General features: G+C 43.2%; 20 protein-coding genes. 13 read left to right on the forward strand and 7 right to left on the reverse strand.

What is annotated here, in order from left to right:
- Positions 1-78: 78 nt before the first annotated feature.
- Genes C3007_RS05910 through narQ form a run of 3 tightly spaced genes read right to left on the reverse strand, consistent with a single transcriptional unit; the run spans position 79 to position 3178 of the window.
- On the reverse strand, positions 79-393 hold the full coding sequence (locus tag C3007_RS05910) for a DUF2322 family protein (RefSeq protein WP_103853569.1): 315 nt from the start codon (positions 391-393) through the stop codon (positions 79-81).
- Between the two features lie 31 nt (positions 394-424).
- On the reverse strand, positions 425-1459 hold the full coding sequence (gene murB / locus C3007_RS05915) for a UDP-N-acetylmuramate dehydrogenase (RefSeq protein WP_103853570.1): 1035 nt from the start codon (positions 1457-1459) through the stop codon (positions 425-427).
- A 15-nt stretch (positions 1460-1474) separates the two neighbouring features.
- Entirely contained in the window at positions 1475-3178 is a 1704-nt protein-coding gene (narQ, locus tag C3007_RS05920; RefSeq protein ID WP_103853583.1) for a nitrate/nitrite two-component system sensor histidine kinase NarQ, read from the reverse strand.
- Between the two features lie 271 nt (positions 3179-3449).
- On the opposite strand from narQ, the gene napF reads away from it, so the two are divergent.
- From napF to C3007_RS05970, 10 genes are all read left to right on the forward strand, one after another.
- Entirely contained in the window at positions 3450-3974 is a 525-nt protein-coding gene (gene napF, locus C3007_RS05925) for a ferredoxin-type protein NapF (RefSeq protein ID WP_103853584.1), read from the forward strand.
- Between the two features lie 2 nt (positions 3975-3976).
- Positions 3977-4264: a chaperone NapD gene (locus C3007_RS05930; RefSeq protein WP_103853571.1), complete on the forward strand. Its 288-nt coding sequence runs from the start codon at positions 3977-3979 to the stop codon at positions 4262-4264.
- 26 nt (positions 4265-4290) lie between these two features.
- Entirely contained in the window at positions 4291-6771 is a 2481-nt protein-coding gene (gene napA / locus C3007_RS05935) for a nitrate reductase catalytic subunit NapA (RefSeq protein WP_103853572.1), read from the forward strand.
- A 62-nt stretch (positions 6772-6833) separates the two neighbouring features.
- A complete protein-coding gene (gene napG / locus C3007_RS05940) occupies positions 6834-7586 on the forward strand; it encodes a ferredoxin-type protein NapG (protein WP_103853585.1) in 753 nt (250 codons plus the stop codon).
- Entirely contained in the window at positions 7586-8449 is an 864-nt protein-coding gene (gene napH, locus C3007_RS05945; protein WP_103853573.1) for a quinol dehydrogenase ferredoxin subunit NapH, read from the forward strand. The genes napG and napH overlap by 1 nt, the downstream gene beginning before the upstream one ends.
- Position 8450: 1 nt before the next feature.
- Positions 8451-8882: a nitrate reductase cytochrome c-type subunit gene (locus tag C3007_RS05950; RefSeq protein ID WP_103853574.1), complete on the forward strand. Its 432-nt coding sequence runs from the start codon at positions 8451-8453 to the stop codon at positions 8880-8882.
- A 2-nt stretch (positions 8883-8884) separates the two neighbouring features.
- Positions 8885-9484, forward strand: coding sequence for a cytochrome c3 family protein (locus C3007_RS05955; RefSeq protein ID WP_103853575.1), 600 nt, complete (start codon positions 8885-8887; stop codon positions 9482-9484).
- 275 nt (positions 9485-9759) lie between these two features.
- Positions 9760-11895 (forward strand): polyribonucleotide nucleotidyltransferase, encoded by a 2136-nt coding sequence (gene pnp, locus C3007_RS05960; RefSeq protein ID WP_103853576.1) that lies wholly within the window; start codon positions 9760-9762, stop codon positions 11893-11895.
- A gap of 102 nt (positions 11896-11997) precedes the next feature.
- A complete protein-coding gene (nlpI, locus tag C3007_RS05965; protein ID WP_103853586.1) occupies positions 11998-12894 on the forward strand; it encodes a lipoprotein NlpI in 897 nt (298 codons plus the stop codon).
- 141 nt (positions 12895-13035) lie between these two features.
- Positions 13036-14850, forward strand: a complete 1815-nt coding sequence (locus tag C3007_RS05970; protein ID WP_103853587.1) for a DEAD/DEAH box helicase — start codon at positions 13036-13038, stop codon at positions 14848-14850.
- A 93-nt stretch (positions 14851-14943) separates the two neighbouring features.
- Here C3007_RS05970 and C3007_RS05975 read toward each other — a convergent pair whose 3' ends face one another.
- The 4 genes from C3007_RS05975 to tsaD form a co-directional block, all read right to left on the reverse strand.
- Positions 14944-15699: a class I SAM-dependent methyltransferase gene (locus C3007_RS05975; protein ID WP_103853577.1), complete on the reverse strand. Its 756-nt coding sequence runs from the start codon at positions 15697-15699 to the stop codon at positions 14944-14946.
- A 182-nt stretch (positions 15700-15881) separates the two neighbouring features.
- Positions 15882-16463: a thymidine kinase gene (locus C3007_RS05980; protein WP_103853578.1), complete on the reverse strand. Its 582-nt coding sequence runs from the start codon at positions 16461-16463 to the stop codon at positions 15882-15884.
- Between the two features lie 25 nt (positions 16464-16488).
- Positions 16489-16722: a hypothetical protein gene (locus C3007_RS05985; protein WP_103853579.1), complete on the reverse strand. Its 234-nt coding sequence runs from the start codon at positions 16720-16722 to the stop codon at positions 16489-16491.
- A gap of 42 nt (positions 16723-16764) precedes the next feature.
- Positions 16765-17796, reverse strand: coding sequence for a tRNA (adenosine(37)-N6)-threonylcarbamoyltransferase complex transferase subunit TsaD (gene tsaD / locus C3007_RS05990; protein ID WP_103853580.1), 1032 nt, complete (start codon positions 17794-17796; stop codon positions 16765-16767).
- Positions 17797-18039: 243 nt separating this feature from the next.
- On the opposite strand from tsaD, the gene rpsU reads away from it, so the two are divergent.
- The 3 genes from rpsU (at position 18040) to rpoD (ending at position 22118) form a co-directional block, all read left to right on the forward strand.
- The gene (rpsU, locus tag C3007_RS05995; RefSeq protein WP_103853581.1) at positions 18040-18255 is read left to right on the forward strand and encodes a 30S ribosomal protein S21; all 216 of its coding nucleotides are present in this window, start codon (positions 18040-18042) and stop codon (positions 18253-18255) included.
- Positions 18256-18402: 147 nt separating this feature from the next.
- Positions 18403-20166 (forward strand): DNA primase, encoded by a 1764-nt coding sequence (gene dnaG / locus C3007_RS06000; RefSeq protein WP_103853582.1) that lies wholly within the window; start codon positions 18403-18405, stop codon positions 20164-20166.
- Between the two features lie 80 nt (positions 20167-20246).
- Positions 20247-22118, forward strand: coding sequence for an RNA polymerase sigma factor RpoD (rpoD, locus tag C3007_RS06005; protein WP_103853588.1), 1872 nt, complete (start codon positions 20247-20249; stop codon positions 22116-22118).
- The last annotated feature ends 32 nt before the right edge of the window (positions 22119-22150 follow it).

Raw genomic sequence — 22150 nt, forward strand, 5'->3', positions numbered from 1 at the left:
ACTGTTGATAAATTTTTTACTAAATAAAATAAATCTTCAAAAAATCTCGCTCAGCCCCTGTTCTACAAGACTTAACGCTTATTTTTCTTCTGGCACTAAGCGATAGTCCTTGCCCTGTTCAATCACGTCAAATAACAAATCAATATTCGGGTGCTTGCCGGGGAATTGTTTCGCATCTTGCGTGTGTTCGGCAAAAAGTTGCAAGCCTTTTTCTGCGCAAGTGCGGTCTAATTTTCCGTTAAATTCTTGTGCAAGGGCGTTGTACACGCGTAATGAGCCAAGTTTGCCTGCAATGGCAGGAATGTGATGAATTTGCGTTTCACCGTCAAATACGCTTAAGCCTGCAAGGTGATCGATAGTTGGTAAGGTTTCTAAAATTGTTTTGAAATCCATTTTGCTTCCTTTGTTTAAGTGAGAATAATGATTAATGTTGTGATGAAATAAATTGTTCGCTGTCAATTTCGCCTTTCGCACCGATAAAACGCACTTCTGGCTGTAAATACACAGCAAATTTTTCTGCCACCTTTTGGCGAATATGATGGGCAAGATTCGCTACATCTTTACCGCTCGCGTTTGCTTTATTCACTAATACTAAGGCTTGGTTTTGATGCACCGCCGCACCACCAAGTTTATGGCCTTTTAAGCCACATTGATCAATTAACCAACCTGCGGCGAGTTTCACAGTGCCATCTGGCTGCGGATAGCTCGGCATTTCTGGATATTGGCTTTTTAATTGTTCAAAAAGTGCGGTGGAAATCACAGGATTTTTAAAAAAGCTCCCCGCGTTGCCCAATTCTTGTGGATTTGGCAATTTTGCGCTGCGCACTGCACAAACTTCAGCGAAAATTTCCTCCGCTGTTACCGTGGCAGGATCAAAACGTGAAAGCGTGCCATAACTTAGCACAGGCTGCCAATCTTTGGCGAGCTTTAATCCCACGGCGACAATCATATAACCGTCTTTATATTGATGTTTAAACAGGCTTTCACGGTAGCCAAATTGACATTCCGCCTTGCTTAAACGAAAAATCTCCCCAGTATTCAGATTCAGCGCGTCCACATAATCGCATACATCTTTAAATTCTACGCCATAAGCCCCGATATTTTGGATTGGCGCCGATCCCACACAGCCGGGGATTAAGGCTAGGTTTTCCAAGCCATAAATGCCTTGTTTTAAGCTCCATTGCACTAGTTCGTGCCAATTTTCGCCGCCTTGAACGTGAAGATAATGAAAGTTGTCATCTTGACGATGTTCGATACCTTTGAGCGCATTTACCAGCACGATCCCGTCAAAATCTTCCACAAACAATACATTACTGCCTTGCCCGAGAAAAAGCACAGGGAGCTGCTGTTGTTGAGCTTGCTGCCAAAGGGGCAGAATTTGTTCAAGTGCGGTGATTTTTTCCACCATTTTTGCTTGTGCATTGGTTCCAAATGTATGAAATGGTTGAAGATTTTCCATTGTGTTCCTTAATCTCTATAATTTATTCGGCAGCGTGATTTTCACTTCTGTGCCACCTTCAGGACGATTATTGATGCGTAGTATAGCATTGAGTTGGGCGCTGCGTTCATTCATTATATTCAAACCGTAATGCCCTGCAGGTTCATCAAGGCTTGGAATGCCCACGCCGTTATCGCGCACTAACAGCTCATATTCACCGTCATCATTGGTGTGTGCAATTACTTCAATTTCCGTGCCTTGGGAATGTTTAATCGCGTTTAACGCCGCTTCACGCACAATTTGTAAGGCGTGTACTAGCTGTTGCGCATTGAAAGTGTGGGACGGCAAACTGCATTCCACGCGCATTTTCATTTCTGTTTGATTGCGTAAAGAATCGATCACTTGTTCAAGAGCGAGTTGTAAATTGGCTTCTTGCACTGTTAAGCGGAAAGTGGCGAGCAGTTCACGTAGTTGAACATAGCCGTCATTCAAGGCCTGCTCGAAATCTTTAATAATCGTTAGGCTTTTTTCCTTATTTTGCTCGCCTTCTTTATTCAAATTGTGCTTCAACAAAGTGAGCTGAATTTGCAGATAGGCCAGCACTTGTGCTAAAGAATCGTGTAATTCTCGCGCAATAATTGACCGCTCTTCCATTAATAATAGCTGTTGTTGCTGGCGTTGTGTATGGTGGAAATAAAGCGAACGGCTCAACATTTGCGACACGTTGTGCATTGTGCGCAAATCTGGGCAAGGTAAGCCTGCTTGCCAATATAGCGTGCCAAGTTTATCTCCCTCCACGCAAAGATCGGTTTTTTGTAGAGAGAAGTTCGCATCATTTTCGCCTAAATAAATATGCCAATGCTCCGCGCCGTAAACGCTCAATTCAATATAGCGTAAATGCTCATTCACTTTAATTTGGTTTAGCACCTGCTTTAGCACCGTAGGATCAATATTATTGGTGGTAACTAACTGAGAACACTGATAAAGCATTGATAAAGAGCGGTTGGCTTGGCTGAGTTTTTGCGTTTTTTCATTCACTTTTTCTTCCAGCCCAGCATAGAGCTTTTGTAAATCACTGGCCATTTGGGTAAACACGGAAGAAAGCCGCCCGATTTCGTCATCGTTATTCACATCAAGGGGAATATGATTAAACTGTCCAATTTGTACCTGTGTACTTGCTAAGGCTAATTTTTCCAGTGGGCGAACCATTTGCTTTTTGGTAAACCACACCACATAAGACACCATAGCAACGATCGATAACATTGTGAAAAGAATAAATAACACCGCAAAATCGTGCTTTTTCTCTGCAAACTCTTGCAAGTTATAGACAAATTGATCGACTTGCTCAACATAATTTTTCACTTCTTTTTGATAGGCTTGATAATCTAATTGTTTGGCATAAACTTCCATTGTTTCCCAACGTGCAACCAAGTTTTTATAAGCCTGTTTTACATCAGAAGGCACGAAAAATTGCTGGTTAATATCCGCTAAGGTGCTGGAATATAAGGTCGCGCGGTATTGTTGTAAATTTTCTGCTACCAACTGCGGTTCGTGTTCAATTTCATATAAAATGCGATAACTTTGCATTCGCAATGAACCCGATACGTTGATTAATTCCGCATCAGATTTGTTACTTTGCATCACAATCAAACTGAGCAAACTGATAAATGCAGCAAAGATGATAATGAGCAATAAATAATTGGCGATTTTTGTCGCCACCGAATGTTTTTTATTTTTCACAATGTTCACGCTTGGCAATGGCAATCAGAATTAAGGGCTATTCTAGCAAAAAATCCCATTGCTGTTTTAGCTCTCGAACAGGAAATTTTCACAAAAATTTCCCCGCACTTTATTTTGTATCTAATGAATAAAATTAATGCGCGGTGATAATTTTGATCTAACGCAACAAAAGCGTGCTTTTCTGCCTAAATACTCAATTCAGGTTATTAAAAACCTTGCTTTACCTTTAGACAATAGCGAACCTAGTAAAAAACCATTTTGGATCGTGAAAATGTCAGAAACCGCATTACCTAGACGCCGTTTTTTGCGTGGAGAGTTTCTGCATTCATTACAAAGCGAAACGGTAAAAGTACAAGGCTTTCAGGGCGTGCGTCCACCTTGGGCGGTAAGTGAAGCGCTGTTTATTCAACACTGCACCGCTTGTGGCGATTGTGTCAAAGCCTGCGAAACGCAGATTTTAGTGCAAGGGCAAGGCGGATTTCCTGAAGTGCAGTTTGATAAAGGTGAATGTACCTTTTGTCAAAAATGCGTGGACGTGTGCCAGCAGCCTGTTTTTCGCCCAGTCAGCGAAATAGCTTGGCGGCATAAAATTGACATTACCAATGAATGCTTAACGCAAAAACAGGTGGAATGTCGTGCCTGCCAAGACAGTTGTGAAATGCGTGCGATTCGTTTTGTGCCGCAGCTTGGTAAGGTGGCGCAACCAAGCCTGAACTTGGCGGATTGTAATGGTTGCGGTGCGTGCATTAGTGCCTGCCCAGTTTCTGCGATTAAACTTGATTATCCACAGGAATAACTATGTCAGAACAAGAAATTATCCCAATGGATAAAGCGGAAGAATGGCACGTTTGTGGCGTGATTGTTCAATGTAATCCGCAAAAAATTGAAAAAATTAAGACCGCACTTTTAGCGCTGCCTTATGCTGAAGTGCCTGCCGAAGATGTAGAAAAAGGCAAGTTGGTGGTGGTGATGCAATCTCACGATCAGCATATTTTGCTTGAGCAAATGGAGCAAGCACGCAATATTGATGGCGTGATTACCGTATCTTTGGTCTATCATCAACAAGATGATGGCAATGATGAATAATTAATCATACTCGTGGGGGAAATGAGATGAATTTAAGTCGCCGAGACTTTATGAAAGCCAATGCAGCCGCCGCTGCAGCAGCTGTCGCTGGATTAAGCATTCCAGTGAAAAACGTGGAAGCCGCACAGGATAACAGTATCAAATGGGACAAAGGTGTTTGTCGCTTCTGTGGTACAGGTTGTGGCGTATTAGTGGGAACACAAAACGGACGCGTTGTGGCATCACAAGGTGATCCAGATGCAGAAGTAAACCGTGGTTTGAACTGTATTAAAGGTTACTTCTTGCCAAAAATTATGTACGGAAAAGACCGTTTAACCCAACCAATGTTGCGTATGAAAGACGGCAAGTACGACAAAAATGGTGAATTTACCCCTGTTACTTGGGATACTGCGTTCAAAACAATGAAAGAGAAATTCTTAAACGCAATGAAAGAACGTGGCCCGAATGGCGTGGGAATGTTCACTTCTGGACAAAGCACCATTTTTGAAGGTTATGCCAAAGCGAAACTTTGGAAAGCAGGTTTCCGTTCTAACAATATCGATCCAAATGCGCGCCATTGTATGGCCTCTGCCGCGGTGGCATTCTTGCGTACCTTTGGTATTGATGAGCCGATGGGCTGTTATGATGACATTGAACACGCCGAAGCCTTTGTTTTATGGGGCTCAAATATGGCGGAAATGCACCCAATTTTATGGTCGCGTATTTCTGATCGCCGTTTATCTAACCCTGATGTAAAAGTGGCCGTGCTTTCTACCTTTGAACACCGCAGCTTTGAACTAGCAGATAACGGTATGGTGTTCACACCGCAAGCTGACTTGGTGATTCTCAACTACATCATCAACTATCTCATTCAAAACGATGCCATTAACTGGGATTTCGTGAATAAACATACTAAATTCAAACGTGGTGAAACCGACATTGGTTATGGCTTGCGTGATAGCGATCCGCGTCAAAAAGCAGCGAAAAATGCCAATAGCGGTAAAATGTATGACAGTAACTTTGAAGAGCTCAAAGCGCTTGTGTCTGAATATACCCTTGAGAAAGCTCACGAAATGTCTGGTGTGCCAAAAGATCAATTAGAAAGTTTGGCGCAGCTTTATGCCGATCCAAAACGCAAAGTGGTATCTTTCTGGACAATGGGCTTTAACCAACATACCCGCGGTGTGTGGGCAAACCACTTGATTTACAACATTCACTTATTAACCGGTAAAATTTCTATCCCAGGTTGTGGCCCGTTCTCCTTAACTGGTCAGCCATCTGCTTGTGGTACAGCGCGTGAAGTGGGAACATTTATCCACCGTTTACCTGCTGATATGGTGGTTACCAAGCCAGAACATCGTGCGATTGCAGAAAAAACGTGGAAAATCCCAGCTGGCACGATCACCGATAAATTAGGCTATCACGCCGTGGCACAAAGCCGTGCGTTAAAAGACGGCAAAATGCGTGTGTTATGGCAAATGTGTACGAACAATATGCAAGGTGGTCCAAACATCAACGAAGAAACTTTCCCAGGCTGGCGTAACCCTGAAAACTTCATCGTGGTTTCCGATCCATACCCAACCGTATCAGCCTTAGCAGCGGACTTAATGTTGCCAACCGCAATGTGGGTAGAAAAAGAAGGGGCTTACGGTAACGCAGAGCGACGCACACAAGTATGGCGTCAGCAAGTAAAAGCACCGGGTGAAGCGAAATCTGACTTATGGCAATTAGTGGAATTTGCTAAATACTTCACCACTGATGAAGTATGGCCAGCAGAGCTTTTAGATGCGAACCCAGAATTTAAAGGCAAAACCTTATACGAGGTGTTATACCGCAACGGTAATGTAGATAAATATTCTAACGCTGAACTCAATGACCGCCTTAACGATGAAGCTTACGATTTCGGTTTCTACATTCAAAAAGGCTTGTTTGAAGAATATGCGTCATTTGGTCGCGGCCACGGCCACGATTTAGCCGAATACGATCTTTACCACAAAGCGCGCGGTTTACGTTGGCCAGTGGTAGAGGGCAAAGAAACCCTATGGCGTTACCGTGAAGGTTACGATCCTTATGTGAAATCAGGCGAAGAAGTGTCTTTCTATGGTCAGCCAGATAAACGTGCGGTGATTTTAGCCGTGCCTTATGAGCCACCTGCAGAAGTGCCTGATGAAGAATACGATTTATGGTTATCTACTGGCCGTGTGTTAGAACACTGGCATACAGGAACAATGACTCGCCGCGTGCCTGAATTACACCGTTCATTCCCGAACAATGTGGTTTGGATGCACCCGAACGATGCGAAAAAACGTGGTTTACGCCACGGTGATAAGATCAAAGTCTCATCACGCCGTGGGGAAATTATTTCCTATGTGGATACCCGTGGACGTAATAAATGTCCTGAAGGTTTAGTTTTCACCACCTTCTTTGATGCTGGCCAGTTGGTAAATAAATTAACCTTAGATGCCACTGACCCAATTTCAAAAGAAACGGACTTCAAAAAATGTGCCGTTAAAGTGGAAAAAGCCTAAAAACTTAGCAAAAAAGCACCGCACTTTCTTTCTAAACTAAGCAAAGTGCGGTGAAAAATAAAATGAAAAAATTAACCCAAACACCGGAACGCCGTAAATTTTTTAAGGACGCCGCTCGCACCGCGGGCGGATTAGCAGGCCTTGGCATTTTACTCGGTCTTCAACAAGAGCAAAGCCTTGCGCGTCAAGGCGTGGCATTACGCCCACCCTTTGCTATTGAAGATGAGAAAAAATTCGCCGCCGCCTGTATTCGTTGCGGACAATGTGTGCAAGCCTGCCCTTATGAAATGTTGCACCTTGCTTCCTTGCTTTCGCCAATGGAAGCTGGCACACCTTATTTCATCGCACGGGATAAACCTTGCGAAATGTGTGAAGATATTCCTTGTGCAAAAGCCTGTCCGAGCGGGGCGTTAGATTCCACACAGGATAATATTAACGATTCCCGAATGGGCTTATCGGTGCTGTTAGATCACGAAACTTGCCTAAACTGGCAAGGCTTACGTTGTGATGTGTGTTATCGCGTTTGTCCGCTTATCGACAAAGCCATCACCCTAGAAATGCAACGTAATGATCGTACGGGCAAGCACGCGGTGTTTATTCCAACGGTACATTCCGACGCCTGTACAGGTTGCGGAAAATGTGAAGAAGCCTGCGTACTGGAAGAAGCAGCGATTAAAGTATTACCGCTATCCTTGGCGAAAGGAATGTTGGGTAAACATTATCGCCTTGGTTGGGAAGAAAAAGAAAAGGCAGGGCATTCCCTTGCGCCTGACGACATTATTTCTTTACCCGTACGCAAACCGGAGGGCTTTTAATGGCAAATTCACCGAAATATGCAGGTAGAGAAGCAAGAGAAAAGCTGGGCTTGTGGCGCGCTAATCGCTTTTTATTTTGGCGGCGTTTAACTCAGTTAAGCATTCTCGCAATGTTTCTGAGCGGCCCTTGGCTTGGTGTATGGATTCTGCGTGGTAATTATAGCGGTAGCTTATTTTTAGATTTAATTCCAATGAGCGATCCACTCATCACCGCAGAAAGCCTTGCCACGGGTCATTTGCCCAACTTCACCACCTTACTGGGTGCTGGCATTGTGCTCACCCTTTATGCTTTATTGGGAAGTAAAGTGTTTTGCGGTTGGGTGTGTCCGTTAAATCTGGTTACCGACTGTGCGGCTTGGTTAAGACGTAAATTAGGTATTCGTCAAAATGCCAAAATTCCACGCGGCTTACGCTACGGCATTTTATTGATGATTCTCATCGGCAGTGCGTTAAGTGGCATTATGTTGTGGGAATGGATCAATCCTGTGAGCGCATTTGGACGCGCCTTAATTTATGGCTTCGGTGCAACCACTTGGTTAATTTTAGCTATATTTTTATTTGATTTATTGATTGCAGAGCACGGCTGGTGCGGGCATTTATGCCCTATCGGCGCGACCTATGGCTTAATTGGCGCAAAAAGTATTGCGCGCATTAAAGTGATTGATCGCGCACGCTGTGATAATTGTATGGATTGCTACAACATTTGCCCTGAACCGCAAGTGTTACGCAGCCCACTGCACGGCAAAAAAGACGAAAGCCTGCTCGTGCTTTCTAAAGATTGTATCAGTTGCGGACGTTGCATTGATGTTTGTGCTGAAAATGTATTTACTTTTACCACTAGATTTAATCATTCGGGGGAATAAAATGATTAAAAAAACCTTATTAATTTTAACCGCACTTTTTGCCACCAGCGTAATGGCTGCGGAAGACAAAATTGACAACTATCTGCAAGGGGCGGCCGAAGATGTGAAACCGGCTTTTCACAATGTACCAAAACAAAGTGAGCTACCACCACTTAACTATGTGAATCAGCCGCCAACGATTCCACATAGTGTGAAAAATTATCAAGTCACGAAAAATGTGAATCAATGCTTAAACTGCCACAGTGTAGAGGCTTCTCGCATTACTGGTGCAACACGCATTAGCCCAACACACTTTATGGATCGCGATGGCAATATCGTAGGCGGTGAAACCTCACCACGCCGTTATTTCTGCTTACAGTGCCACGTTTCACAATCTGACGTTGAGCCAATCGTGCCAAATGAATTTAAACCAATGAAAGGTTACGGAGAATAAAAATGTTGAAATTAATCAAGAAGTTTTGGCATTGGTTTCGTTCACCAAGTCGTATTGCTGTCGGCGTGCTAATCACCCTTTCTTTCATTGCTGGGATTATTTTCTGGGGCGGCTTTAACACGGCTCTGGAACATACCAATACGGAAGAATTTTGTTCTAGCTGCCATATGAACGATGTGGTGCCTGAATATCGTCAATCTGTGCATTATGTCAATCGCACTGGGGTAAAAGCCACTTGTGCGGATTGCCATTTGCCACACGAATTTATTCCTAAGTGGGTGCGTAAAATTAAAGCAGCAACAGAAGTTTATGCGCATATTACAGGTAAAGTGGATACCAAAGAAAAATTTGAAGCAGCACGTTTAGAAATGGCAGAGCGTGAATGGGCAAGAATGAAAGCTAATAATTCACAAGAATGTCGTAACTGTCATAATTTTGATGCAATGGATTTCACCTTGCAAAAAGGCGTAGCAGAAAAAATGCACACAATGGCAATTAAAGACGGCAAAACCTGTATTGATTGCCATAAAGGGATTGCTCACCACTTGCCAAATATGAAAGACGTGAAATCTGGCTTTTTACCACCAGAAAAAGCAGAATAATTAGGTAAGGTGAATAAACCTAAAATCAACGCATTTAGCGGTATCAATAAACACAAAAGCCCTGTATAATAGCAGGGCTTTTCTTTTCCCGTTGGCGTGCGGCTATCAAAAATACTCTTACGCAACCCGACAAAGTGCGGTGCTTTTTGAGAGAATTTTTGCTAGTCGCAATTGGGAAAACAACGTGGAATCAAACAGTTAGCCTGTTATTTCGCCTAAAGCATTGAGTGCGGAATGTTCCGCAGATTATTCCATTTTATTTGAAGGAAAATATTGTGAATCCAATTGTTAAACAATTTAAATATGGTCAGCATACGGTAACCTTAGAAACCGGTGCAATGGCACGTCAAGCCACCGCTGCCGTTATGGCGAGTATGGACGATACCAGCGTTTTCGTTACGGTTGTAGCGAAAAAAGATGTGAAAGAAGGGCAAGATTTCTTCCCATTAACCGTAAACTACCAAGAGCGTACTTACGCAGCAGGACGTATCCCTGGTGGGTTCTTTAAACGTGAAGGCCGCCCTTCTGAAGGGGAAACCTTAGTGGCGCGTTTAATCGACCGTCCAATCCGTCCATTATTCCCTGAAGGCTTTTTCAACGAAATTCAAATTGTGGCAACCGTGGTTTCGGTAAACCCACAAATCAGCCCGGATTTAGTGGCGATGATCGGTGCTTCAGCCGCACTTACCCTTTCAGGCGTGCCATTTAATGGCCCGATCGGCGCAGCACGCGTTGGCTTTATTGATGGTCAATTCGTCTTAAACCCAACCACTAACGAACAAAAACAAAGCCGTTTAGACTTAGTGGTAGCAGGGACAGATAAAGCCGTATTAATGGTGGAATCTGAAGCAGACATTTTAACCGAAGAACAAATGTTGGCTGCGGTGGTATTTGGTCATCAGCAACAACAAGTGGTGATTGAAGCCATTAAAGAATTTGCCCAAGAAGCAGGAAAACCGCGTTGGGATTGGCAGCCACCAGCGGCGGATACTGCATTGATTGAGAAAGTGAAATCACTTGCTGAAAGCCGTTTAGGTGATGCTTATCGTATCACCGAAAAACAAGCGCGTTATGAACAAATTGATGCGATTAAAGCAGACGTAGTAGGCCAATTAACCACTGAAGATGAAACCCTTAGCGAAGGAAAAATTGTCGATATTCTTACCGCACTTGAAAGTGAAATCGTGCGTTCACGCATTCTAAACGGTGAGCCGCGTATTGACGGCCGTACCGTAGATACCGTGCGTGCATTAGACATTTGCACAGGCGTGTTACCGCGCACACACGGTTCTGCAATTTTCACCCGTGGTGAAACACAGGCCTTAGCGGTGGCAACCTTAGGGACAGAACGTGATGCGCAAATCATTGATGAATTAACTGGTGAAAAAACAGATCACTTCTTATTCCACTACAACTTCCCACCATATTCTGTGGGTGAAACAGGTATGATTGGTTCGCCAAAACGCCGCGAAATCGGTCACGGTCGTTTAGCAAAACGCGGTGTAGCTGCGGTAATGCCAAGCTTGAGCGAATTCCCTTATGTAGTGCGTGTGGTGTCTGAAATCACTGAATCTAACGGTTCATCATCAATGGCATCGGTATGTGGCGCATCACTAGCCTTAATGGACGCAGGTGTACCAATTAAAGCCGCTGTTGCGGGTATCGCAATGGGCTTAGTAAAAGAAGATGAAAAATTTGTTGTGCTTTCTGACATTTTAGGTGATGAAGATCACTTAGGTGATATGGACTTCAAAGTAGCGGGTACACGCGAAGGGGTTACTGCATTACAAATGGACATCAAAATTGAAGGGATTACCCCTGAAATTATGCAAATCGCCCTTAACCAAGCAAAAGGTGCGAGAATGCACATTCTTGGCGTGATGGAACAAGCAATTCCTGCACCGCGTGCGGAAATTTCTGACTTCGCACCGCGTATTCACACAATGAAAATCGATCCGAAGAAAATCAAAGATGTGATCGGTAAAGGTGGTGCAGTAATTCGTGCCTTAACGGAAGAAACTGGCACGTCCATTGATATTGATGATGACGGTACAGTGAAAATCGCAGCAGTAGATAACAATGCGGTGAAAGAAGTAATGGCGCGCATTGAAGACATCACTGCGGAAGTGGAAGCTGGCGCAATCTATCAAGGTAAAGTAACTCGCCTTGCTGATTTCGGTGCGTTCGTTTCTTTAGTCGGCAATAAAGAAGGCTTGGTTCACATTTCACAAATCGCTGATGAACGCGTAGAAAAAGTTAGTGATTACTTAAGCGTGGGTCAAGAGGTTAGCGTGAAAGTGGTTGAAATTGATCGCCAAGGCCGTATCCGCTTAACAATGAAAGATATTGCTCCAAAACAAGAGGCTGCCCCAACAGAAGAAGTTGTGGTTGCAGTTAGCGAGCAAGAATAAAAATACCGCTCCCTACTTGTTAGGGAGCAATTTTCCTTAACGGGAAATGGGCTGGCATTGCCAGTCAGGCATACTTGAGCTAACACCTAAGGCTAAACAATGATGCAATGTAATTGGCGTATAAACTCTCTCAGATTGTTCTCAATCTGGTGCGTTGCCTTATTACTTGTAGGCTGTGTCAATTCGCAACCATTTATGGCAAATAATAAATTGATTATTGCGGAGCAGACACCGAATAGCCATATTGAGCAAGAAATAATGGTTGCTCGTATTAGCCAAGTATTGCAAATTGGCGGAATTGATAAAAAAGAACGTGCTGCCTTGCATTTTGAACGAGGCGTGTTGTATGACACCCTTGGGCTTTGGGGGCTAGCGCGTTATGACTTTTTACAGTCTTTAATTTTTCAGCCAAAAAACGCCGCACTTTATAATTATTTGGGCGTCTATCAGCTTATCAATGAAGATTATGATGAAGCACTAGAAGCATTTAATGCGGCATTGGAATTAAACCCAAACGATGAATATAGCCTATTTAATCGAGGCTTAGGTTTTTATTATGTAGAACGTTATCCTCTTGCACAGAAAGATTTATCACAGTTTTATCAACAAGATAAAAGCGATGCTTACCGTGCATTATGGTTATATCTCAATGAATTAGAAACCAATCCTAAAAAGGCTAAACAGCAGTTAGCACAGCAAGCGCCTGCGCTCTCGCAAAAGCAGTGGGGCAGTTATATTGTGCAATATTATTTAGGTCAGTTGTCGCTCACTGAGCTACAACAGCAAGGGGTAGAATTTGCGGAAAAGCAAAAAATTTCTTATGCCGAAGTATTGACCGAAACCTACTTTTATCTAGCAAAACAACAACTCAATTTGGGTCAAAGGGAAAAAGCAGAAACCCTGTTTAAATTGGCCATAGCGAATCAGGTGTATAACTTTGTTGAGTATCGTTTTGCAGTGCTTGAACTGGCGAAATTAAAACGCACACAAGCACAATAAGCTAGGCATTTGCCTAGATTTGGTGTTGTAAAACGTAAAACTTTTCAACAATGTTATCCGCAAAGCTGCGATTTTTCGCCACACCTAGGCTTTGTGCAACTGAAAGTAATTGAGCTTTCCTTTTTATATTCGAGTATTTTAATGACTGAAACAAAAATCACCTTTAATGATTTAGGTTTACCTGAATTTATCCTTAATGCAGTAACAGATATGGGATTTGAATCCCCTTCACCAATCCAACAAGCTTGTATTCCCCACCTTCTCGCAGGTGATGATGTGCTTGGAATGGCACAAACAGGAAGCGGAAAAACCGCTGCCTTCTCGCTTCCTCTATTAGCCCAAATAGAGCCAAATAAAAAAATGCCACAAATGTTAGTAATGGCGCCTACTCGTGAGCTTGCCATTCAAGTGGCTGATGCGTGCGAACAATTTATGAAATATGCCAAAGGGATCAACATCGTTACCCTTTATGGTGGGCAACGTTATGACATTCAGCTCAGAGCCTTAAAACAAGGTGCACAAGTAGTTGTCGGCACACCTGGGCGTATTCTCGATCACCTTAGACGCAACACTCTCGATCTGTCAGAATTAAAATTTATCGTGCTTGATGAAGCTGATGAAATGTTACGAATGGGCTTTATTGATGATGTTGAAACCGTAATGGCAGCACTGCCAGAACAGCATCAAACCGCACTTTTCTCTGCCACAATGCCAGAGCCGATCCGCCGTATTACCAAACGCTTTATGAATAACCCTCAAGAAGTGAAAATTCAATCAAGCCAAAAAAATGCCCCAGATATTACCCAAAGTTGCTGGTATGTGCGTGGTTTCCGTAAAAATGAAGCTCTCTTGCGTTTCCTTGAAGTGGAAGAATTTGATGCGGCAATCATCTTTGCTCGCACCAAAACTGCTACCCTTGATATTACCGAATTATTGGAAAAACACGGCTTCCGTGCCGCCGCACTCAATGGGGATATGACCCAACAACTGCGTGAACAAACTCTCGATCGCCTACGCAACGGTAGCCTAGATATTTTAGTCGCCACTGATGTTGCTGCTCGTGGTCTTGATGTGGAGCGTATCAGCCTTGTGGTGAATTACGATATTCCACTTGATGCCGAAAGTTATGTGCACCGTATTGGGCGTACAGGGCGTGCAGGGCGTGCAGGACGTGCGTTATTGTTTGTCGAACCACGCGAAAATCGCCTACTGAAAAATATTGAACGTCTAACGAAAAAGCCGATTGATGAAGTAGAAATACCAAATCACGAGGCATTACAGGCTTGTCGTCGCAAAAATTTCGTAACCAAAATTACAAAACAGCTTGAACACCACGATCTAGAGTTATACCGCAGCCTGCTTGAAGACTTGTTCACCGCAGACCAAGATCAAGAAGACATCGCGGCAGCAATGTTAATGCTATTACAAGGCAAACAAAAATTGATTCTTCCACCAGATCCTATCGTAGATAAACGTGCACGCCGTGATCGTGGCAGTCGTAAAGAGAACCCACGTTCCGCTGAACGTCGTGGTTATGGCAATCCACAGCCAATGGATTTATACCGCATTGAAGTGGGTCGCTTAGATGGCGTGGAAGTGCGTCATATCGTTGGCGCCATTGCTAATGAAGGGGATATAAACAGCCGTTACATTGGACATATCAAACTTTACGATAACCATTCCACCATTGAATTACCACAAGGAATGCCAAAAGAATTGCTCAACCATTTCGCCAAAACGCGCGTAATGAACAAACAAATGCAAATGTCTTTCCTTGGTGAAGCCAAAGGTGGCGAAGGCAAAGGAAAAGAAAAAAACTTTGGCGGAAAAGGCCGTGGACGCGCTGATGATCGCTTTGCCCGTGGCAAAGGGGATCGCAAATTTAAAGAAAAAAACCACCGCTCTTTTGACGAAGGTGGCTTTAAATCACGCTCAAGAAAAAGATCGTTCTCTTAGTTGAAAATAGTCCCAATGGGGCTATTTTTTATTCTTAGATAGCTAAAAAAATCCCCGCACTTTTTCATATCAAGAGCAGGGATTTTCGTTAAATTATTTTTGGCTACATAAGGCAATAAAGCCGAGTTTTTTATCTGGATCATTGAAAACCTTGAACATTTTTTTGAATGTCGGACGGTTTTCAGCTTTTAACGCATTGCGGATAATTTTAGCCGTGCCTAATACGCCTTCGTCATAAATCATTCCTGCTGGGGAAAGTAGCGTCATCTCGCCTGAATAGGTTTCCACGTTGCGGAATCCTGCTTCTAAAAAGAGCGATTTCCAGTTTTGTTTTGTTAATGGCGTTACGGTAACGTTAATGGCTTCACGCAGTTGTTGGATTACTTCTTCCGCATTGTCCGTGGTAAGCATTACATCGTGAGTGAGCAAGAAACCGTTCGGTTTGAGAACGCGGTAATACTCGCGCACCGCTTTGATTTTCGCTTCCACCGGCAGCATTGTGAGCATTGCTTCATTAATCACAATATCAAAGCTGTTATCGGCAAAAGGTAATTTCATTGCATTGGCACGTTGAACGTGAATTTTATCTTGTAGCTCTTTTTCGGCGATATTTTTTCTGGCTTTCTCTAAGGCATTTTCATCAAGATCCACGCCCTCGATATGACAGCCGAATTTGCTTGCTAGCTCAATGGCGGTGGTTCCCATATTGCACGCCACTTCTAACACTTTTTTATTGGCGTTAAAATCACCGTTTGCAATCAGCCATTCTGTGGCTTTGCGACCACCGGGGCGTAAGCGCGTTTTGCCTAATCGAGCAAGAAAATTATGTCCCATTTCTTCTTTTTTCATTTTGACTCCTTATTTCAATACTTGACTCAATATATCAGCTTTTATGATGAAATAAAATTGCCTTTTATGGCTAGACGAACCGATGTATCCGCCCGTGTTGATAGCCCAATCGGACGCACACATTGGGGCGTCCTTACATTTGGAAACGTTGAGTGAAAAGTGCGGTGCAAAAATGGCGAATTTTATGCCTGTTCAATTTTTTCTTTGTAATGGCGGCGACATACGGAAACGTAGTGATTATTGCCACCGATTTGAATTTGTGCGCCGTCTTTGACCACTTCGCCCTGATCGTTTAAACGCAGTACGAAATTAGCTTTGCGCCCACAATGGCAGATGGTTTTTAATTCTTCCAGCTGATCGGCCCAAGCCAGTAAGTATCGGCTGCCTTCAAATAATTCTGCTTGGAAATCCGTGCGCAGGCCATAGCACAGCACGGGAATGTGTAATTTATCCACCACATCACTGAGCTGATAAACTTGCTCTTTGGTGAGAAATTGCGCTTCGTCCACCAAAATACAATGCAGGCTTTCTTGTTCAAGATGCAGGGCGATTTCGGCAAATAGATCCGTTTCCTTATGGAATAATTTCGCCTGCTGGCTAATGCCAATGCGTGAAGTCACTTTGCCCACGCCAAAGCGATCATCAATCGCCGCGGTGTAAACCAGCGTATTCATTTGCCGTTCGCGGTAGTTGTAATCGGATTGCAGCAGGGTGGTGGATTTCCCTGCGTTCATCGTAGAATAGTAAAAATAAAGTTTAGCCATAGTAATTAGCCATAATAAAGTGCGGTTATTTTGTTAGCCATTTCCAAATCAAGTAAAACACCAGCCCCGTTAATGGTGGCAGGGTGGCAAGCATTAAAATGCCAACGGTTGTGCCTTGTCCCACCCATTGGCCTGCAAGGGTAAGGTAGCCCATCACCTGTGCGGTAGGGAGTTTGATCAAAGCAAAGGCGATAAGAAGAAGCATAAGAACGCAGCCGATCCCAGCTGCGTGCATTGCGTTAGATTGTTGATTTTGCATAAATGATCCTTGTTCTATTTCACTTAGCTTGTTTAATTTCGCTTAGCTTATTTCGCTAAGCTCAGTCATTGCCCAGCGCGGTTTTACTTCAATTTCTAAAGGGGAATGTTCACCGTGTTTCAGACGTAAAAAGCCAGTGTAGGCAATCATTGCACCGTTGTCGGTACAAAATTGCGGCTGCGGATAAAACACTTCGCCGCCTAGTTGTGCCATTAATTCGCTCAAGGCTTGGCGTAACTGTTGATTCGCACTCACACCACCTGCGATCACTAAGCGTTTAAAACCCGTTTCTTGCAAGGCGCGGCGACATTTGATCACTAAGGTTTCTACCACCGCTTGTTGGAAAGCATAAGCAATATCCGCTTTGGTTTGTTCAGTGAGCGTGCCTTCTTCTTTAATCGCTTGATTGATGGTGTTTGCCGCAAAGGTTTTTAAGCCTGAAAAACTGAAATCTAGCCCAGGGCGATCAGTCATTGGACGCGGAAAGGTAAAGCGATTTGGCGTACCTTTTTCCGCTAAGCGCGCTAAGGCTGCGCCACCAGGGTAGTCTAAACCGAGCAATTTTGCGGTTTTATCAAAGGCTTCGCCTGCTGCATCATCAATGCTTTCACCTAGCACTTCATATTGCCCTACGCTATCTACGCGCACAAGCTGAGTATGCCCACCTGAAACAAGCAAGGCGACAAAAGGAAAGTGCGGTGCATTTTCTTCTAACATTGGCGCGAGCAAATGCCCTTCCATATGATGAACGCCAATGGCTGGCACATTCCACGCATAGGCGAGGGAACGCGCAATGGTTGAACCCACCAATAACGCACCCACTAAGCCCGGCCCGCAAGTGTAGGCAATGCCGTCAATATCTTGCGCTGATAAATTGGCTTCTTGCAATGCTGCTTGGATAAGGGGGGCAGTTTTCCGAATGTGATCGCGCGAAGCTAATTCTGGCACAACGCCACCATAATCGGCGTGCAACGCAATTTGGGTGTAAAGTTGGTTGGCGATAAGCCCATCATTTTCATCATAAATCGCCACACCGGTTTCATCACAAGATGTTTCAATGCCTAAAATTCGCATTTTTTCTCTCTTTTTATATGGGAAAAACTTGGCTGATTTTACCCTTTTTATTGTATTTTCACCAGTTGGCGATCATTTTTCCGTTTAGGGAAAGGCAGAATTTCAACAAAAATTGGATCTTTTCTTTGCTTTTGCGGTTAATTTGAATTAAAATTGCCACCCTTATTAATTTGAATAAGCCGTTTATCGAAACGAAACGGTCTAAATTTTGCAAAATATTAATCCATATTGAGGTGATGGCTTATGCCGGTAATTAAAGTTCGTGAAAATGAATCATTTGACGTAGCATTACGTCGTTTCAAACGCGCTTGTGAAAAAGCGGGAATCTTAGCGGAAGTTCGTAGCCGTGAATTTTACGAAAAACCAACAACAATTCGTAAACGTGAAAACGCAACTCGTGCTAAACGCCACGCAAAACGCGTTGCTCGTGAAAATGCACGTAACGTACGTTTATACTAATTAAAAATTTTTTTAATTAAACTCGAGTTAAGCAGGCCGTGAAACCTTTTGGAATCACGGTTTTGTTGTTTTTAGCTGCACCATTTCTTATTATCTTAGATCTATCTTGCTAAATTCTGTGTTGATTGAAAACGAGAGGAAATTATTGTGGCAGGCCATATTCCACGTTCATTTATTGATGATGTTCTTGCCAGAACTGACATTGTCGAATTGATTAATTCACGGGTTAAGCTGAAAAAAGCAGGGCGTGAATATCAGGCTTGTTGTCCTTTTCATCACGAGAAAACGCCTTCCTTTACCGTGAGCCCGAAAAAACAGTTTTACCATTGCTTTGGTTGCCACGCGCACGGTAATGCCATTAGTTTTTTGATGGAATATGAAAAACTGGAATTTATTGAAGCGGTGGAAGAGCTGGCGAATCATTTAGGCTTAGAAATTCCTTACGAAAAATCACCGCACTTTGATGGAAAGAGTAAACCACAAGCCAATTATCGTACCAAGAAAGATCTTTACCAGCTAATGCAAGAGATCGCGGCGTTTTATCATCAGCAACTTCCGCACAATATTCCTGCGCAATCCTATGTGCAAAAACGCGGTTTATCCGCCGAAGTGATTGAACGCTTTCAAATTGGTTTTTCGCCGAATCAATTTAATGCCGTGTTAAATCAGTTTGGACGTAATCAAGAAGATCGGCAAAAATTGTTTGATGTAGGAATGTTATCGCGCAATGAAAAACAAGATGTTTACGATCGTTTTCGTAATCGTCTTATGTTTCCTATTCGTGATCGCCGTGGGCGAACCATTGCCTTTGGCGGACGGGTGTTGGGTGATGAAAAGCCGAAATATTTGAACTCGCCCGAAAGTATGACCTACCACAAAGGTAATGAACTTTATGGCTTGTTTGAAGCCTTGCAAGTGAATGATAGCCCTGAAATGTTGCTGGTGGTGGAAGGCTATATGGACGTGGTGGCGTTGGCGCAATTTGGCGTGGATTATGCCGTGGCGTCATTAGGCACGGCCACCACACCGGAGCAAATTCAGCTTGCATTTCGTTCCACCGAACAGCTTATTTGTTGTTACGATGCAGACCGTGCAGGGCGTGATGCTGCGTGGCGTGCGTTAGAAAATGCGCTGCCTTTTTTAGAAGATGGGCGACAAATTAAGTTTATTTTTCTGCCTGATGGGGAAGATCCCGATACCTTTATTCGTCAATATGGCAAAGACGGCTTTGAGGACTATATTCGTCAGGCACAGCCGCTGAGCGATTTTCTGTTTTCTACCCTAAGTTCGCAGGTAGATTTTTCCAGTAAAGAAGGCAAGGGAAAACTTGCCGCCCTTGCTGTGCCATTGATTAACCGAATTCCAGGTGAATTACTGCGTTTATCATTACGTCAGCTTTTGGCGCAAAAATTGGGGATTTTTAATGAAGCGCAGATCGAGCATTTAATCCCAGCACAAAAAGAAAATGATTCATCATCGCCGAAACAAAATGCCGTGAAACGCACGCCAATGCGCGTACTGATTGCGTTGCTGTTACAAAATCCTGAATTGATCCAAATTGTGCCAGAAAATTTAAGTGTTCTATCGGTACTTAATGAGGCTGGGCTAGATTTGTTTGAAAAAATCACCGCACTTTGCCGTGAGCGTGTGGGGATTACCACCGCACAAATTTTGGAACATTACCGTGATACGGAATATTTTCGCCCCCTTGAAATTCTTGCCGTGTGGGATCATTTAGTCGATGAGGATAAAATCGAAGAAACATTTCGTGAAACCCTACGTTATTTTTATTTGCAGTTGATGGATAAAAATATCGAAATGCTTATCGCAAAAGAGCGCACAGAGGGCTTAAATGAGCAAGAACGGCAGGCGCTCGCACAATTATTATTGAAAAAACAGCAAAATAAATAGTTAATCCAACATAAGGGTGATAAAATTAAAGCCATTTTATCTCCCACAATTACACATCGAGGCGGATATATAATATGGATATGGAGCAAAATCCACAATCTCAATTAAAACTGTTAATCGCACAAGGGAAAGAGCAAGGTTATCTTACTTATGCTGAAGTGAATGACCATTTGCCAGAAGAACTTGTCGATGCAGATCAAATTGAAGACATCATTCAAATGATCAATGATATGGGCATTCAAGTGCTAGAAACTGCACCTGATGCCGATGATTTGATGTTAAATGAAAATATCACTGATGAAGATGCGGTAGAAGAAGCCACTCAGGTATTATCGAGCGTGGAAGCGGAATTAGGGCGAACCACCGATCCTGTGCGTATGTATATGCGCGAAATGGGGAGCGTGGAGCTTTTAACCCGCGAAGGCGAAATTGATATTGCTAAACGTATCGAAGAAGGGATCAATGAAGTACAAACTGCCGTGGCTGCTTATCCAGAAGCCTTGAATGATCTTTTACGTCAATATGCGTTAGTGGAAGAAGGCGGAATGCGTTTAGCGGATCTGATCACAGGTTTTGTTGATCCCAATGCAGCCGTTGAAGAAGCTGCATCAGATGAACACGAAATGCTTTCTGATGAAGACGATGAAGAAAGCGTTTCAACAGGTTCAATGGAAGATGATGAAAACGAAGATGAAGAAAGCGATGAGAGCAATTCTTCCGATGACAGTGATTCTGATAACAGCATTGATCCTGAAGTGGCGCGTGAAAAATTTGCAGCCCTAAAAGCGCAACACAAGAAAACCCTAGATACTATCGAAAAACATGGTCGTCATAAAAAACAAGCAAGAGATCAAATTCAAATTTTGGCAGAGATCTTCACACAATTCCGTCTAGTGCCAAAACAATTTGATATGTTGGTGTTATCTATGCGCGATATGATGAAACGCGTACGCCAGCAGGAACGTCATATCCAAAAAATGGCAGTAGATAACGCTAAAATGCCAAAAGGCACGTTCCAAAAAGAATTTATTGGACACGAAACCAAAGATGCGTGGCTAGAAAAAGCCTTAAATGCAGGAAAAAATTGGTCTGAAAAATTAGCTCAGTATGAAGAACCTATTCGTCAGGCTATTGCTCAGTTAGGGCAGATCGAACAAGATACCGGTTTAACCATTAGCCAAATTCGTGATATTTGCGATGCGGTTTCACAAGGTGAATTAAAAGCACGCCGTGCGAAAAAAGAAATGGTTGAAGCGAACTTGCGTTTGGTGATTTCTATTGCGAAAAAATATACCAACCGTGGTTTACAATTCTTGGATCTTATTCAAGAAGGTAACATTGGCTTGATGAAAGCGGTGGATAAATTTGAATATCGCCGTGGTTATAAATTCTCAACTTATGCGACTTGGTGGATTCGTCAAGCGATTACGCGTTCGATCGCGGATCAAGCGAGAACCATTCGTATCCCAGTTCATATGATTGAAACCATCAACAAATTGAACCGCATTTCACGTCAAATGTTGCAAGAAATGGGGCGTGAGGCTTCACCGGAAGAATTAGCAGAAAGAATGGGAATGCCGGAAGATAAAATCCGCAAAGTGCTAAAAATTGCCAAAGAGCCAATTTCAATGGAAACCCCTATTGGTGATGATGACGATTCCCACTTAGGTGATTTTATTGAAGATAGCACCTTAGAATTACCATTGGATTCTGCGACTGCGCAAAGCTTGAAAGCTGCAACACACGAAGTGCTAGAGGGTTTAACGCCAAGAGAAGCCAAAGTGTTAAGAATGCGTTTTGGTATTGATATGAACACGGATCACACGCTTGAAGAAGTGGGTAAACAATTTGATGTAACCCGCGAACGTATCCGTCAAATTGAAGCCAAAGCGCTACGCAAACTACGCCACCCAAGCCGTTCAGAAACCTTACGTAGTTTCTTAGATGAGTAAGCATAATTTATCTTAAATAAAAGCCTGATTTG

It is taken from the genome of Avibacterium gallinarum, from assembly GCF_002921135.1.
GTDB classification, from domain to species: Bacteria; Pseudomonadota; Gammaproteobacteria; order Enterobacterales; family Pasteurellaceae; genus Avibacterium; species Avibacterium gallinarum.

What these genes read in the sequence shown, in the direction of transcription:
- C3007_RS05910 (WP_103853569.1), bottom strand. Translation starts at nt 393, where the DNA reads ATGGATTTCAAAACAATTTTAGAAACCTTACCAACTATCGATCACCTT.
- murB (WP_103853570.1), bottom strand. Translation starts at nt 1,459, where the DNA reads ATGGAAAATCTTCAACCATTTCATACATTTGGAACCAATGCACAAGCA.
- napF (WP_103853584.1), top strand. Translation starts at nt 3,450, where the DNA reads ATGTCAGAAACCGCATTACCTAGACGCCGTTTTTTGCGTGGAGAGTTT.
- C3007_RS05930 (WP_103853571.1), top strand. Translation starts at nt 3,977, where the DNA reads ATGTCAGAACAAGAAATTATCCCAATGGATAAAGCGGAAGAATGGCAC.
- napA (WP_103853572.1), top strand. Translation starts at nt 4,291, where the DNA reads ATGAATTTAAGTCGCCGAGACTTTATGAAAGCCAATGCAGCCGCCGCT.
- napG (WP_103853585.1), top strand. Translation starts at nt 6,834, where the DNA reads ATGAAAAAATTAACCCAAACACCGGAACGCCGTAAATTTTTTAAGGAC.
- napH (WP_103853573.1), top strand. Translation starts at nt 7,586, where the DNA reads ATGGCAAATTCACCGAAATATGCAGGTAGAGAAGCAAGAGAAAAGCTG.
- C3007_RS05950 (WP_103853574.1), top strand. Translation starts at nt 8,451, where the DNA reads ATGATTAAAAAAACCTTATTAATTTTAACCGCACTTTTTGCCACCAGC.
- C3007_RS05955 (WP_103853575.1), top strand. Translation starts at nt 8,885, where the DNA reads ATGTTGAAATTAATCAAGAAGTTTTGGCATTGGTTTCGTTCACCAAGT.
- nlpI (WP_103853586.1), top strand. Translation starts at nt 11,998, where the DNA reads ATGCAATGTAATTGGCGTATAAACTCTCTCAGATTGTTCTCAATCTGG.
- C3007_RS05970 (WP_103853587.1), top strand. Translation starts at nt 13,036, where the DNA reads ATGACTGAAACAAAAATCACCTTTAATGATTTAGGTTTACCTGAATTT.
- C3007_RS05975 (WP_103853577.1), bottom strand. Translation starts at nt 15,699, where the DNA reads ATGAAAAAAGAAGAAATGGGACATAATTTTCTTGCTCGATTAGGCAAA.
- C3007_RS05980 (WP_103853578.1), bottom strand. Translation starts at nt 16,463, where the DNA reads ATGGCTAAACTTTATTTTTACTATTCTACGATGAACGCAGGGAAATCC.
- C3007_RS05985 (WP_103853579.1), bottom strand. Translation starts at nt 16,722, where the DNA reads ATGCAAAATCAACAATCTAACGCAATGCACGCAGCTGGGATCGGCTGC.
- tsaD (WP_103853580.1), bottom strand. Translation starts at nt 17,796, where the DNA reads ATGCGAATTTTAGGCATTGAAACATCTTGTGATGAAACCGGTGTGGCG.
- rpsU (WP_103853581.1), top strand. Translation starts at nt 18,040, where the DNA reads ATGCCGGTAATTAAAGTTCGTGAAAATGAATCATTTGACGTAGCATTA.
- rpoD (WP_103853588.1), top strand. Translation starts at nt 20,247, where the DNA reads ATGGAGCAAAATCCACAATCTCAATTAAAACTGTTAATCGCACAAGGG.